The sequence below is a fragment of the Bacillus sp. 41-22 genome, from assembly GCF_025809295.1.
In the GTDB taxonomy this organism is placed as follows: Bacteria; Bacillota; Bacilli; order Bacillales; family Bacillaceae_G; genus Bacillus_A; species Bacillus_A mycoides.
This window is the reverse complement of record NZ_CP084035.1, coordinates 3,259,663-3,273,931: the sequence shown is the minus strand read 5'-3', so window position 1 is coordinate 3,273,931 and position 14,269 is coordinate 3,259,663. Positions and strand designations below refer to the sequence as shown.

The following is a 14,269-nucleotide window of genomic DNA, read 5'->3' as shown; positions in this document are numbered from 1 at the left end:
GGCCTAGTAGCTCATGACTTTTTCTATTAAATAACCTTTTTAAATAAGTTATATACTTTTTTTGAATTACCTTCATTTAATTGATAATAAGTAAGGTCTACGTCATCAGGAGTGTTTTGATGGGCAATCATAACTTCACTACTGTTGTTATCTACTATCCAAATTAAATATTGTTTATAAGTTCCATCTTGGAAAGTAATCCACATGTTACAATCTACTAAATCAGAACCTTCTTCATCTAGCGTTAAATCGCCTTTTTTTGCTGTATCCATACTGTTAATGAATGTTTTTAATTCATCTGTTTTTGTAAGGAAGATAGATTTTTTTGTCTTAAGCGACTCTACATGTATATCTTTTATTTCCTGCTTTCCTAAAAAAACAGGAGGTGCATTTGGGTCTCTTTGAGTTGAAATAATAGTAGCTTTCTTCTTTGGTTTACTTGCTGTATAGAGATCTTGAATAGATTTTCCAGAGTTTAAAAACCATACGGTTCCAAAAACAATCAATGCGCTACCTATCAATAAAATGATTTTCTTAATAGGGTATTCTCCTCTCTATGGCTTCATGTGAAGAGCTTTTCTATTAATATATGATAGGTAAGCGTAAAGTATTATAGTTGAACGTGGTTATGCTTCACGGTTTTTATAGGGCGATCAACGAGTAAATTGTAAGTGAGCCCTATTAATACGAGAATTCCACCGATAATTTTTCCGGTTGATAGTTCGTGTGACAGGAAGAAATCGATGATAGTCCCCGTAAACAATTGTCCGATAAAGATGAGTAATGTTAAATAAAATGCTGATATTTTAGGAGTAATATAGTTTGATAATGAGATGACGATAACGCCTACTAATCCGCCTAAGTATACAGCGATAGGTATGGATTGTAACGTATGACTAGAAATATACAACGAATCTGAACTGAAAATTAAAAATAACATGGAGAAAAATAATCCAGTAATATAATTGAAAAATGTGCCTTCCCAATTTCCAATTTCCTTTGCTAAATTCGCGTTAATAATTCTAGCAACAACGATAGAAACACCAGCTAAAATAGCGATACAAATATATAACATTTTCTTGCCTCCATTAATAAATTGTCATGACTATAATTCCAGAAGAGATGAATAATAATCCAATTAATTTTTTCTTATCAAACTTCGAAACTTTCATTCCTAATAAACCAAAATGATCAATAACTATGGAAGCGATGGATTGACCAAGTAAGCTTAATGCAATCGTAATAGAGGCACCAAGAGCAGAGAAACTTATATTATTAAAAAGAACAGTGAATACTCCAATTGCCCCAGCGCTATATAAAAAAAGTGGAATACCTTTATCAAAATGGATTTTATTTTTGTTAAGGATTAAAACGAAAATAACTGCTATTAAACCGACAAGATGAATGACAACACTCGCTGTATAATTACCGATTATTTCAGATAAAATCCCATTCAATGGGAGCATAATGGCAATAAGGACACCAATAAAGACAGAAAGAAAGTTATACAATGTAATATCCCCTTTTTATATTTCATATTTGTAATGACTGTATCATGCTGAAATTGTGTATTACTATGACATATGTCATAGTGAAAGAAGAAAATTTTGTTTACAATTGGGATGAGTTGTAAAGGTGGGGGACTATGAAGAAAGTATGTAATTCTAATAAATTAGCAGAGTATATGAAACAAAATAATATTGATTCATTTTTTAGTAGTGATATGAAACCATATATGGAACTTATATTTTTTAAAAAGAATGAGTTCATTTGCAGAGAAAACGAAGAGATAGATTATTTATATTTCTTTGTTGAAGGAAAAGCGAAAGCGTTTAACACATTAAGTAACGGGAAATCTGTATTATTATGTTTTTATGACAGTTTGCAGTTGCTAGGAGATGTAGAGTTAATTCACTCTCAAAGAATCAATTCAAACGTACAAGTTATGGCAGACTCATATTGTGTTGGGCTACCTTTAGGGAAAGTGAGAAACCAATTATTTCATGATGCGAAATTTTTAAGATGTATTTGCGGTTCTTTAGCCCATAAATTAAATCGACTTTCAAAAAATAGTACAATTAATTTACTGTATCCACTTGAAAATCGACTTGCGAGTTACATGTTAGCAGCAGGGGAACGGGCGGTTCAGCACGGAAATAGAATTGTGTTTAGTGGGAATTTAACGGAAATAGCTGAATTGTTAGGGACGAGTTATCGGCATTTATTACGTACATTAAATGTTTTTTGTGATAAAGAAATTATAAAGAAAAATAATGGTTGCTTTGAAGTGATGAATGTAGATGTTTTGCGGGAATTGGCGGCGGATGTTTATAAATAGGAGGGTATTATAAATGATTACACCTATATTTAGAATTTTTGATATTGAAAAGGCTCAGTTATTTTACTTGAATTTTTTAGGGTTTAAACTGGATTGGGAACATCGGTATGAGGAAAATATGCCATTATATATGCAAATTTCGTTAAATGATACTGTAATACATCTATCTGAACATCATGGGGATGCTTCACCAGGCGGTGCAATTCGTGTGAAAATAGAGGATTTAAAAAGTTATTATGCTATTTTATCAAGTAAAGATTATGCGTATTCAAAACCTGATATAGAGAGAACACCTTGGGATACAATTGAATTAACTGTGATTGATCCGTTCTCAAATAGAATTACATTTTATGAGGAAAGGGTTTAGAAATTGAGGTGTTATAAATAATTTATCAAAGTAGGGGTTACAATGAAGAGAAAAATAGCGATGATTTCAGATATTAATGGGAATAGTCACGCTTTAAAGGCGGTATTAAAAGATATTCGAAATGATAATAAATTTAGGTGATAGTGTGTATGGGCCGTTAGATCCTTTGGGGACAATTGAAATATTAATGAGTAACGAGATGATACATATTAAGGGGAGTTTACTTTATAGTGAACTGCTCTTTTTTATTTTGGATAGATATTGAATTATAAAAAAATAAAATGTTATGATTATGGAAACGTATGAACATATGAACATGTATTCATGTGTTTGTGAGAAGGAGGAATTGGAATGAAAGATATAATTATCGTTGGAGCTGGTCAAGCTGGATTAACAATGGGATACTACTTGAAGCAGGAAGGATATAGTTTCTTATTACTTGAGGCGGGAAACCGAATTGGCGATTCTTGGAGAGACCGCTATGATTCTTTGCAGCTCTTCACACCAAGGGAATATAGTAGTTTACCAGGTATGATATTAAAAGGAGAAGGGAGTGGATTTCCATGTAAAGATGAAATTGCAATTTATTTAGAAGAATATGCAAGGTATTTTCAATTGCCGGTACAATTACAGACTCAAGTTTTAAAAATAAGAAAAGAGAAAGAAATATTTGAATTACACACTCCTACAGAAATTTTACAATCGAAAAAAGTTATTATCGCATCAGGTGGTTTTCAGCAACCATTCATCCCCTCATTTTCACAACATCTTTCATCACATATTTTTCAAATACATTCATCACAATATAAATCACCATTACAAATTCCAAAGGGAAAAGTACTTGTAGTAGGTGGTGGGAATTCAGGCATGCAAATAGCAGTAGAACTTGCAAAAACTCATGAAGTTACAATGGCTATAAGTCATCCGTTAACCTTTTTACCGTTATATCTTTTTAGAAAAAGCATTTTTAATTGGTTAGAAAAAATGGGTTTATTGTATGCCGAAATACATACAAAGAGAGGAAGGTGGTTTCAGAAGCGAAAGGATCCCATTTTTGGTTTTGAAGGTAAGGAACTTATTCGTAGTGGAGCAATAAAACTACAGGGAAAAGTGGTAAGTGCATCAGGAAATAATATTATGTTTCAGAATGGTGGCACGTATAGTGCACAAAGTATTATATGGTCCACTGGTTTTGTTCAAGATTATAAATGGATTGAAATAGAAAAGGCAGTGAATATGAATGGATTGCCTAATCATACAAAGGGAATGAGTCCAGTAAGAGGATTGTATTATATTGGACTGCCGTGGCAATCTCAAAGGGGTTCTGCGCTTATTTGTGGTGTAGGAAAGGATGCGGTGTATTTGCTTTCTGAAATCAAAAAATAGATCAGTAGCAACAGCTACTGATCATCCATATGTACATGAATTAGGAGAGGTCAAACATTTCAAACGTTTATTAGCTTTAGTATAATAGATTTTCATGAAATAAAAAACTGAAAATTATAATTTTTTGTTGAGAAAGTTTTTTGTATCGAAATATATAAAAAAACGGGGATTTCTATTGAAAGAAAATATGATATTTATATTTTAGTAAATTATGATATAGTCTATATAAGATTCTTTTCCTTAAATTAGGTTTTTTGTATAGTAATTACATTCGTAGTTGGAAAGGGGAAAAAATTGTGAAGTTTGATGATCAACGTCTACTAGGAATACGATTAGGTTCTGTACTCATAACAGAAGAAAATCAATATTTAGTAATTAAGAAGAAAGATCATTATGCACTATTAAACATACATAATTTAGAATGCACACATGTCGAAGTGCAGTTAGAGCATATTGAAGAACTGCTGCATGAAGATTTCCAAGAAAGTATAACTGAAATTATCGCACCAGAACATATTAAAATTGTGGTGAAAAATGTTATATAAAGAAAGAAGCTGGGAGAATCAGCTTCTTTCTTTGTTTTACTTCGTTAATTATAAGGATAACATTTTTAAAATCTCACCAATAATCCCATCCTTTTGATGAACACCTAAATCCGAGTTCGTTATAATAACAGCGCCATTACCTCGGTATGGATTACATACCATCATACATTGAAATCCAACACCCCAGCCAAGTGAATGAATTTGTAAGTCTTCATTAGAATACTCTAGAAAAACACCTAACCCAGTCCATTTGGTGCATCCTTGAGGAGAAATCATATCTTGTACTGTTTTTTGAGAAAGTTCCAGTTTGCTATTTCCCTGTAAGGACTGAATGATTTCAATAATTAAAGTTGATAAGTCAGTTGGTGTTGTCCAAATGCCTGAAGCAGCTGCGAATGGATAAAATGGATACTTCTCATTTGTAACGGTGCCATCTTTATTATGTCCACAAGCAAATGTATCTAATTTATTTATATCTTCAGTAGGGAATACCGTACTATTCTTCAGTTGAAGTGGTTGAAAGATATATTCTTCAAGTAAAAGGTTGAATCGTTTTCCAGTTATATTTTCAAGTAGTAGTTCGATAATACAAAAATTTGCGTCAGAGTAGTGGAATTGGCTTTCTGGTGCATAAGTTACTTCTATAGGTACTGGGCAATATAATGTTTTACCAGCAAGGAGCTTAGGGATTTTAGGTATTCCTTGCACTAGCTTATAATGTTCAAAACTATTGGGAGGATCAATGATTCCAGATTGGTGACTTAATAAGTTTCGCAGCGTGACTTTTTTCTGTGAAGTAAATAGATTGGTAGGGATGTTCCAAGATGTGAGTTTATCATTTACGTCTTCATCTAAATATACGATTCCTTGATCTGATAACGTTAGTACAAGCATTGAAGTGATGAATTTGCTAATAGAACAAGAATTGAATATGGAATCCGTAGTGACAGTTCTAGTTGTTCCAGATTCAAGTGTTCCGAAAGCAGTAGCTTCATCAAGTTTACCGTCACGTATAACGGCAAAGCTTAACCCTGCAACAGAATATTGGTTCATTTTCTCATATATATTGTTACTTTTTAAGTTCATAGTGACTCCTTTCTTTTAAAAACAGAATATTAACTTTATTATACAGTAGTAAATAGAGAGAAAAGGAAAACACTTCATCTTTTATCGATGAAGTGTTTTCTTAGTTTAAGTTAATTCGAAGTAAATGCTTTAAAAAATTTATCTCTGTACATGTACATAAGCCATGAGGCTGTTATAAAGGAAATAAAGATTTGTTTGTTTTTAATTGGTGCATTGAAAACAAGCCAACCAACTATATCAAATAACAAATGTAGTGCAATTGAAAGAACTACAAATTGTAGTAACGTCTTAAAAAATCTCTTCATAAAGTGTCCCCTAAAATAAAAGGTTTTATCCCGCATTAACGGGCAGTAAAACTCCCACCTCAAAATTCGACTGGGGCAAAGAAGTTAGGTGGGAGTCGGGCTGCCCGTAAACACCCGATTGGTGAAGACTAATAATCTGTGGGGGACGAACAAAACCCCCACTGATTAAAGTTTCACTTTATCAACAATGTTGTATATTACTATTATACATTAAATGTGTCCTGTGGTAAAATTTACATAAATCACTTAAATAAAACAATGCTAGTGAGGAGGAACAGTCTTGGAATTTTGGATTGTCATACCGATAGCGGCCTTTGGATTTATGTATCTCGCTGAAAAATTAAATAAAATCGAAAAGAAAACAGATACGCGTTTAAAGAGGATGGAAGATAGATTACAATTAATTTCGAAAGAAATGGGAATTGTAGATAGAGAACCTGAAATTAATAAAGAATTACGCCAGCTTGTGGAAGAAGGAAAAACAGTTACAGCAATTAAGAGAGTAAGAGAGGCTTTTGGATTTTCATTGTTAGAAGCGAAGCAATATGTTGATAAGTTATAAAAAAGATCATCCAATTGGATGGTCTTTTTTTACTGAACCATACGTGTATTTACATAAGCAGCGATTATAACGTGGCCAATAATAATGATGGGAAATATAATTTTAACATTAGGAGTAATGAAGACACTGCCAATTGTGGCAATAACACCAGCAATTAAATTATAAAGACCAACTATTTTTGATAACTTCACTTTGTCAGGTACACGGCGTTCATTGAATCCTGATAAGAGCCAAGTGTATTGTTTTACTCCGATGAAATAAGCTAGTGCAAATGAAATGATGGTTAGTATGAATAATGATGGCGAAGCGAAGAGAGTCATTGAGAACACCTCCGTTAAAGGGCTATAAATAAATTATAGTATGAATGTTATAATTTAACAAAATACATTTTTGATTTTAAGTTTATTAAAAATGAGATATTTACGATGAAGGGAGATTACATATGAATATTTCGGAATTCCAGCAATATGTATCGAGTTTCAGTAAAGAAAAAGGATTTCAAGATACAACAATTGAAGAGCGTACGATGTATGCGATGGCGGAATTAGGTGAATTAGCGGAAGTTATATTAAAGCGTGATAAAATACAAGATTCGAAAAGAGAGATTGGTTTAGAAATGTTTGATGTAATTTGGAATGTATGTGATTTAGCAAACAAGTTAGAAATTGATTTAGAGAAGGCGTTTGAAGAAAAAATGATGATTAATAAAAAACGTGAATGGTAAAAGGAAGGTTAAAAAGCGCACAAAATTTTGTGCGCTTTTTATTAATGGTATGAAAAATATGTAAAAAAAGATGGAACAAACATTTGAGATGAATTGTCTAATATAGGAAATAACTATTTAGTTTGAAAGAAGGGGTGGAGAAAATGAAAAAGAATATATTATTAAAAGTAGGGGTATGTGTTAGTTTACTAGGAACAATTCAATTTGTTAGCACAATTTCTTCTGTGAAAGCGGAACAAAAGCTAGAGCAAAAAGTAATAAAGAATGAGACAGGAACTATTTCAATTTCTCAGTTAAACAAAAATGTATGGGTTCATACTGAGTTAGGTTATTTTAATGGAGTAGCAGTTCCTTCGAACGGTCTAGTTCTTAACACTTCTAAAGGGTTAGTGCTTGTCGATTCTTCTTGGGATGATAAGTTAACGAAGGAACTAATAGAGATGGTAGAAAAGAAATTTCAGAAGCGCGTAACGGATGTCATTATTACACATGCGCATGCTGATCGAATTGGCGGGATAAAAACGTTGAAAGAAAGAGGCATTAAAGCGCATAGTACAGCATTAACTGCGGAACTAGCAAAGAAAAATGGATATGAAGAGCCACTTGGAGACTTACAAACAATTACGAATATGAAGTTTGGAAATATAAAAGTAGAAACGTTCTATCCAGGGAAAGGGCATACAGAAGATAATATTGTCGTATGGTTACCGCAATACAACATTTTAGCTGGAGGCTGTTTAGTGAAATCTGCGGAAGCTAAAGATTTAGGGAATGTTGCTGATGCATATGTAAATGAATGGTCGATATCGATTGAGAATGTATTGAACCGATATGGAAATACGAATTCAGTAGTACCTGGTCATGGTGATATAGGTGATAAAGGATTGCTTTTACATACACTGAATTTGTTGAAATAAGAAACAAGAAATAAAGTAATAATGAAGCGAATTGTAGATTTAAGAAATTTTTGGAATACAAAAGAGAGGAGAAAACTATTTCCTCCTCTTTTTCTTTTAACTATATTGAAATGCCGAAGCTATTGATTACGCCTAAATATGTTACTGAGATTTTAATTCTAAATATACAAATACCAGTACCGTCATAATTGCTATAACAACGTAAGTAACATCAAGCATTATAAGTGTCTTTAAAGTTTCAGTCATCCTAATTCACCCCTGGTATGAAAATATAACATAATCTCTTATCAATCAGTTAAGAGATTATAAAGATAACAATGTACATGAAATTTCTTAAGTAGTTTCTATATAAATATATCATATAAATAATGTAAAAAATGTTAAGATGGTGTAAATGTATTGTAAATAAAGAGGTTTCCTATAAAATCTTTAATCAAAAAATTGATAGTTCTTCAAAATGAAAAAACGCTATTCTTTCTGTTGAATGATAGAATAGCGTTTTTGTATGCTTATTAGTTGCTAATAGTTCTCTAAATCAATTATCTAGCTATTTGAAAGCATCAACAAAGTTGTCCATTTTTCTGTATGTTTTTTGATGTCAATAAAAATATTATGTCAACAATATGAACTGTCACAAATTTATATATATTATTGTGATTGATATCACATCCCTTTTTCTCAATGGGTATTATGCTTAATTTGTAACGAATGATTGGGAGAGGGTGGGATGATATGTTTTGTTATCAATGTGAACAAACGCCAACAGGCGGATGTAAAGTGATGGGTGTTTGTGGTAAGAATGAAACAATTGCAAGTTTACAAGATACGATTGTGTTCGGATTAAAAGGAATAGCGGCTTATCGTACGCATGCTGCGCAGCTAGGGTATACAGATGCATTTGTAGATGCTACAACTCAAGAAGCGCTATATATGACATTAACAAATTCTAACTTTAATGAACAAGAACATATTGATATGGCTATGAAAGTAGGGAAATCGGCTTTACGAGTAATGGAGTTATTAGATGAGGCACATACGAATCACTTTGGTGTTCCGGAGCCTGTTCAAATTACGCAGAACCATGTAGAAGGTAAGGCAATTGTAGTTACTGGTCATAATTTATTTGCATTAGAAGAGTTATTAAAGCAAACAGAAGGAAAAGAAATTAATATTTATACGCATTCTGAAATGCTACCAGCACACGGATATCCACAACTGAAAAAATATAAACATTTAAAAGGAAACATCGGTAAGGCATGGTATGATCAACGACGCCTTTTCGAAAAATTTACAGGTGCCATATTAGCTACAACGAACTGTGTTATGCCAATTAAAGGATCATACTCTGATCGATTCTTTTCATATGATATTGCAGGTTTAGAGGGTGTACAAAAAATTGAAAATGATGATTTTGCACCATTGATTCAAAAAGCGCTTGAACTTCCAGAAGTACATATGGAGTCGGATGAGCAGTTAGTAACAGGGTTTCATCATAATACAGTATTATCATTAGCTCCGGAAATTATTAATGCAGTAAAAGAAGGAAAGATTAAGCGTTTCTTTGTCATCGCAGGTTGTGATGCTCCGGGAAAAGGCGGAGAATATTATCGTGAATTAGCAACGTCGCTTCCGCCAGAAACGGTTATTTTAACAACTTCTTGCGGGAAATTCCGCTTTAATGATGTGAGTTATGGTGTTGTACCTGGTACGGAGATTCCGCGTTACATTGATTTAGGACAATGCAATAATTCAATTTCTACAGTGAAAATAGCGGCCGCTTTAGCAGATGCTTTCCAATGTGAAGTGAATGAATTGCCAGTAAGTATTGTCTTATCATGGTTTGAACAAAAAGCGGTTGCTATTTTACTTGGGCTATTTAGCCTTGGTATTCAAGATATTCGCATTGGTCCAAAGGCACCTGAATTTATTTCACCTGGTGTGCTTGATGTATTACAAGAGACATTCGGTTTAAAACTAATTACAACCGCAGCAGAAGATATGAATATGATGTTATCGTAACAAAAAGGATGTCCTATATGTAGAGTTGACTTTATAAAGAGTTTGTATGTATTCGCAAGCTCATGTATTAGATGCACAGGTGCATTAGTAGAAGAACAAAAGAATGATCCGTCTTTTTAATAAGGAGAGCTATCTACATTCATTAACTTCGGAATATTATAACGCCCAAAATAAAAATGCGGAATTTTTGTTTTGGGTATTTCCTTTTCTTAGCTGGATAGGTATGTGGTGAGATTTCTTAAGAAGAAAATAGGCAGTATCCAATAGATAATAGCGGATTTAAGAAAAAATTTAAAAATCGAGTTGACATTCCATCTACATAGTCATACAATGTAGTGGTAATGAGTAATACTGAATAGCGTAGTTTTTAAAAATATATTCAGTATCCAATAGGCAAAAGCGGATTTAAGAAAAAATTTAAAAATCGAGTTGACATTCCATCTACTTAGTCATACAATGTAGTTGTAATAAGTAATACTGAATAGTGAGGTTTCTCAAAAGCTATTCAGTAAAAATTAGCCTTAGTACTCTGTGATACTGAATATAAGTCAGACAGAATAGGGGGTAAAGGAGGATCAGAATATGGAAAATTTAACTGAAATGTTGAAAGGTTCGCTGGAAGGATGTGTTCTGGAAATCATTAGCCGCCGTGAAACTTATGGCTATGAGATTACCCGCCACCTTAATGAGCTTGGGTTTACTGAAGTCGTGGAAGGAACGGTCTATACCATCCTTGTGCGATTAGAGAAGAAAAAACTTGTGAATATTGAAAAGAAACCGTCAGACATGGGGCCGCCTCGCAAGTTTTATTCACTAAATGAGGATGGCCGTCAGGAGCTTGAATCATTTTGGAGAAAATGGGATTTTGTATCATCAAAAATTAACGTCTTGAAGTCAAACTAGCCTCATAAGATTAAATATTCGGCCGATATTTTGGGAGTTTCTTGTTCTGCTTTATAAAAAAGGAGGAAAAATAATATGTTGGAAATGTTCAAAAAATTAATTGGTGATAAAAAAGAGTACAAAATGATGATGGCACGTGTTGGAGCTCTGCCAGAGGACTATCAGTTTGTGTTTAAGAAAATTCAAAACTACATGTGGAATTTCTCAGCTGGTAACGGGATGGATATGCTACACATACAGTATGAACTAATCGATTTGTTTGAAGCCGGTGCGGCGGAAGGCAGACAAGTGCTAGAAATCACTGGGGAGGACGTGGCATCCTTTGCTGACGAACTAGTGGCAAACGCTAAAACTTATGTTTCCAAGTATCGTGAAGATTTGAATGAAAGTATCATGAAGCAATTGAGAAAAAAATAAATGCAACAGGTAATACCGACTGATTAGCTGGTTACAAATGTGAATTGACGCCATTGCTATTCAGTTATATTTTTAAATCAGTACTAAGTAATACAGATTATCAGTAATACTAAATAGAGGGTGTAGGCAGTCTATCTTTACAAAACATTTTTTAAGGAGGAAAAAAGCATGACCAATACAGCGATTTCTGTAAAAGGATTAAAAAAATCCTTTAAAGATAAGGAAGTGTTAAAAGGGGTAGATTTTGAAGTGCAGCGTGGCTCCATTTTCGCACTGCTGGGCTCAAATGGAGCGGGCAAGACGACGATAGTCAATATCCTCTCGACGCTGATGAAGCAAGATGGCGGCGAAGTAGGTATTTGTGGTTTTGACGTTCAGCGTCAACCGGATCATGTTCGTCAAAGTATCAGTCTGACAGGGCAGTTTGCAGCTTTAGACGGAATGCTCACGGGGAGAGAAAACTTGATAATGATTGCCAATTTGCGTGGAGTTTCTAGTCCTGCTCAAGTCGCTGATAATTTGCTTGCAAGATTTAGCCTGACTGATGCAGCCAACCAGAGGGCAGACCAGTATTCAGGTGGGATGAAGCGCCGGCTTGACATCGCGATGAGTTTGATTGGGGCGCCAGCAGTCATTTTTCTCGATGAACCGACGACAGGGCTTGACCCTGAAGCGCGGATTGAAGTGTGGGATACCGTCAAGGAACTTGCCGGCGGCGGCACAACCATCTTGCTCACGACCCAGTACCTCGAGGAAGCCGAACAACTGGCGGACCGTATCGCTATCTTGCATGGCGGAAAAATTATTACGACTGGTACTCTTACAGAACTTAAAGAGATGTTCCCGCCAACAAAAGTGGAGTATATCGAGAAGCAGCCGACATTGGAAGAAATTTTCCTTGCGATCATTGGCAAAAAGGAGGAGATGTAAATGAAGAGCAAAACAGGGGTATTATTAGGGCGTTTAATGCGCAACATTATGCGCAGTCCGGATACAATTATTACGGTAGCGATTACGCCGATTATGATGATGCTGTTGTTTGTCTACGTATTTGGCGGCGCCATAAAGACAGGAACGGATAACTACGTCAATTATTTATTGCCGGGAATCTTGCTGATGGCTATCGCATCCGGTGTCGCTTACACTTCCGTACGGTTGTTTACGGATGTAAAGAGCGGGCTGATGGCACGTTTCATTACTATGCCTATCAAGCGTTCGTCGGTATTATGGGCTCACGTATTAACATCACTTGTTGCTAATGTGCTTACTATCGTGGTGGTTATCCTTGTTGCGCTCTTAATGGGCTTCCGTTCCAGTGCTAATATTCTGGATTGGCTCGCGGTAGCTGGAATACTCGGGATGTTTACGCTGGCGCTGACATGGTTGGCTATCATTCCTGGGTTGACAGCGAAGTCTATGGAAGGGGCGACAGCCTACTCGTACCCACTAATTTTTCTGCCCTTTATTAGTTCGGCCTTTGTTCCTACCGAAACTATGCCAAAAATTGTTCGTGCGTTCGCTGAAAACCAGCCTGTGACTTCAATCGTGAATGCGATTCGTGCCCTCTTATATGAAGGGAATGTTGGCAACGATATTTGGATTGCACTTGCTTGGTGTGTGGGCATTATGGTTATCGCTTACTTCTTCGCCGGCAAAGCATTTAAACGTCAGTTAGGGTAACACCACCAGTTCGGTGCACAATGGCAACTAAATCTTCTGGAATAATATATATATGGGAAAATGGATTTAAATCACATTAATCTTAGTTATTGCTATAATTGTTAGTATTCTTACTGGTTATGCAGTTGGTACGTAAGTAGGCTCAGACGTTGAGAAAAAGCAGACTGAGAGAGTTAAAAGGGAAGAGATAATATTTTGACCTCAATTCTAATTGCCATATAATAAATGCAATTTTTATACATGAAAAGCCCACCTATTTCCGTAGGTGGGCTATATCTTTACTACACAATTCGAAAGGATACTCTCTTTTTCTGAATATGTAATTATCCATATTTAGAAAAAACTACACTTAATAAATATTACATATAGTAAATGGAAACTTATGGTGTAATTCTTTTAACAGGCTTAACATGATAACCATTATATAAGGTGCGTAGGCTCCTTTTAAAAAGTTCTTCTTTTCTGAAAAATGAATATTGATTCGTTATATGTAATAAAAATTCATGATAATAATTTTATGTTTTCTAAATTTATTCCTTTACATCAATGTGTATTATTTATTACAACAGCTTTCATGTCAAAGATAAGATGTGAAAGCAAAGGGAAATATAAGTATCTTTATAACGAGTTCCTAATATAATCAATGTGTTAACGAAAGGAACTCTGTATTATGTTTGCTTTTCTATTAACTAATACAGCTTCAAAAAATAGACACAATTGTTACATACCAATTGTAATTTATTATCTATTCATAATTCTGTTTATTCTGTCTTTCTAAAAATAAAAAAATATTAGACTCGCAAATATAAACGTTATAATGAGGGCGTCGAGAGGTAACCGATTACCTACGAAGAAAATATCAAACATTTTAAAATTGGACAGACTGAAACGATTAATTACAGAAAGGTGTGTGACCAGAAGGGGAATTTCTTCAAAATAGTTTAGTAGCAGCGGACATCGTATTAGCTGGTGTAAACAATATCATCAATGGAAGTATAGGGTTGGAGGATAAATGCCTCG

At 34.3% G+C, this 14,269-nt stretch carries 18 protein-coding genes and 1 pseudogene; 13 read left to right on the top strand and 6 right to left on the bottom strand.

Annotated elements, in window-relative coordinates; all coding sequences use genetic code 11:
- Positions 1 to 26: 26 nt before the first annotated feature.
- The 3 genes from LCF45_RS16745 to LCF45_RS16735 form a co-directional block, all read right to left on the bottom strand.
- The gene (locus LCF45_RS16745; RefSeq protein WP_002128384.1) at positions 27 to 506 is read right to left on the bottom strand and encodes a hypothetical protein; all 480 of its coding nucleotides are present in this window, start codon (positions 504 to 506) and stop codon (positions 27 to 29) included.
- 104 nt (positions 507 to 610) lie between these two features.
- The gene (locus LCF45_RS16740) at positions 611 to 1,075 is read right to left on the bottom strand and encodes a DMT family transporter (protein ID WP_002014128.1); all 465 of its coding nucleotides are present in this window, start codon (positions 1,073 to 1,075) and stop codon (positions 611 to 613) included.
- Positions 1,076 to 1,088: 13 nt separating this feature from the next.
- Positions 1,089 to 1,511 carry a DMT family transporter gene (locus LCF45_RS16735; RefSeq protein ID WP_002128381.1) on the bottom strand — a complete coding sequence of 141 codons (423 nt, stop codon included), beginning with the start codon at positions 1,509 to 1,511 and terminating at the stop codon, positions 1,089 to 1,091.
- A gap of 134 nt (positions 1,512 to 1,645) precedes the next feature.
- Here LCF45_RS16735 and yeiL point away from each other — a divergent pair, with 134 nt between their 5' ends.
- The 5 genes and pseudogenes from yeiL (at position 1,646) to LCF45_RS16715 (ending at position 4,636) form a co-directional block, all read left to right on the top strand.
- Positions 1,646 to 2,338 (top strand): transcriptional regulator YeiL, encoded by a 693-nt coding sequence (gene yeiL / locus LCF45_RS16730; protein WP_002033401.1) that lies wholly within the window; start codon positions 1,646 to 1,648, stop codon positions 2,336 to 2,338.
- Between the two features lie 13 nt (positions 2,339 to 2,351).
- The gene (locus tag LCF45_RS16725; protein WP_002014124.1) at positions 2,352 to 2,705 is read left to right on the top strand and encodes a glyoxalase superfamily protein; all 354 of its coding nucleotides are present in this window, start codon (positions 2,352 to 2,354) and stop codon (positions 2,703 to 2,705) included.
- Positions 2,706 to 2,747: 42 nt separating this feature from the next.
- Positions 2,748 to 2,925, top strand: a pseudogene (locus tag LCF45_RS27065) (metallophosphoesterase family protein); the annotation flags it as partial.
- Between the two features lie 131 nt (positions 2,926 to 3,056).
- Positions 3,057 to 4,091 (top strand): flavin-containing monooxygenase, encoded by a 1,035-nt coding sequence (locus LCF45_RS16720; RefSeq protein ID WP_002128378.1) that lies wholly within the window; start codon positions 3,057 to 3,059, stop codon positions 4,089 to 4,091.
- Between the two features lie 296 nt (positions 4,092 to 4,387).
- Positions 4,388 to 4,636 (top strand): hypothetical protein, encoded by a 249-nt coding sequence (locus tag LCF45_RS16715; protein WP_002087603.1) that lies wholly within the window; start codon positions 4,388 to 4,390, stop codon positions 4,634 to 4,636.
- Positions 4,637 to 4,684: 48 nt separating this feature from the next.
- Here LCF45_RS16715 and LCF45_RS16710 read toward each other — a convergent pair whose 3' ends face one another.
- Positions 4,685 to 5,722: a serine hydrolase domain-containing protein gene (locus tag LCF45_RS16710; protein WP_002185284.1), complete on the bottom strand. Its 1,038-nt coding sequence runs from the start codon at positions 5,720 to 5,722 to the stop codon at positions 4,685 to 4,687.
- Between the two features lie 110 nt (positions 5,723 to 5,832).
- Complete coding sequence (locus LCF45_RS16705) at positions 5,833 to 6,027, bottom strand: hypothetical protein (RefSeq protein ID WP_002087600.1); 195 nt, start codon at positions 6,025 to 6,027, stop codon at positions 5,833 to 5,835.
- A 280-nt stretch (positions 6,028 to 6,307) separates the two neighbouring features.
- Between LCF45_RS16705 and LCF45_RS16700 the strand changes: the two genes are divergently transcribed.
- Positions 6,308 to 6,589 (top strand): hypothetical protein, encoded by a 282-nt coding sequence (locus LCF45_RS16700; protein ID WP_002128376.1) that lies wholly within the window; start codon positions 6,308 to 6,310, stop codon positions 6,587 to 6,589.
- 29 nt (positions 6,590 to 6,618) lie between these two features.
- Here LCF45_RS16700 and LCF45_RS16695 read toward each other — a convergent pair whose 3' ends face one another.
- On the bottom strand, positions 6,619 to 6,909 hold the full coding sequence (locus LCF45_RS16695; protein WP_263892981.1) for a DUF3784 domain-containing protein: 291 nt from the start codon (positions 6,907 to 6,909) through the stop codon (positions 6,619 to 6,621).
- A 122-nt stretch (positions 6,910 to 7,031) separates the two neighbouring features.
- On the opposite strand from LCF45_RS16695, the gene LCF45_RS16690 reads away from it, so the two are divergent.
- The 7 genes from LCF45_RS16690 to LCF45_RS16660 all read left to right on the top strand — a co-directional run bounded on the left by LCF45_RS16690 (position 7,032) and on the right by LCF45_RS16660 (position 13,249).
- Complete coding sequence (locus LCF45_RS16690) at positions 7,032 to 7,313, top strand: MazG nucleotide pyrophosphohydrolase domain-containing protein (protein ID WP_012261329.1); 282 nt, start codon at positions 7,032 to 7,034, stop codon at positions 7,311 to 7,313.
- Positions 7,314 to 7,456: 143 nt separating this feature from the next.
- On the top strand, positions 7,457 to 8,230 hold the full coding sequence (gene bla2 / locus LCF45_RS16685) for a BcII family subclass B1 metallo-beta-lactamase (RefSeq protein WP_002128375.1): 774 nt from the start codon (positions 7,457 to 7,459) through the stop codon (positions 8,228 to 8,230).
- A gap of 732 nt (positions 8,231 to 8,962) precedes the next feature.
- Positions 8,963 to 10,249, top strand: coding sequence for a hydroxylamine reductase (hcp, locus tag LCF45_RS16680; RefSeq protein WP_002137545.1), 1,287 nt, complete (start codon positions 8,963 to 8,965; stop codon positions 10,247 to 10,249).
- 582 nt (positions 10,250 to 10,831) lie between these two features.
- A complete protein-coding gene (locus LCF45_RS16675) occupies positions 10,832 to 11,152 on the top strand; it encodes a PadR family transcriptional regulator (RefSeq protein WP_002165337.1) in 321 nt (106 codons plus the stop codon).
- 75 nt (positions 11,153 to 11,227) lie between these two features.
- Positions 11,228 to 11,569, top strand: a complete 342-nt coding sequence (locus tag LCF45_RS16670) for a DUF1048 domain-containing protein (protein WP_002014108.1) — start codon at positions 11,228 to 11,230, stop codon at positions 11,567 to 11,569.
- A gap of 168 nt (positions 11,570 to 11,737) precedes the next feature.
- Complete coding sequence (locus LCF45_RS16665) at positions 11,738 to 12,499, top strand: ABC transporter ATP-binding protein (protein WP_002128370.1); 762 nt, start codon at positions 11,738 to 11,740, stop codon at positions 12,497 to 12,499.
- The gene (locus LCF45_RS16660) at positions 12,500 to 13,249 is read left to right on the top strand and encodes an ABC transporter permease (protein WP_016120570.1); all 750 of its coding nucleotides are present in this window, start codon (positions 12,500 to 12,502) and stop codon (positions 13,247 to 13,249) included.
- Positions 13,250 to 14,269: the final 1,020 nt, after the last annotated feature.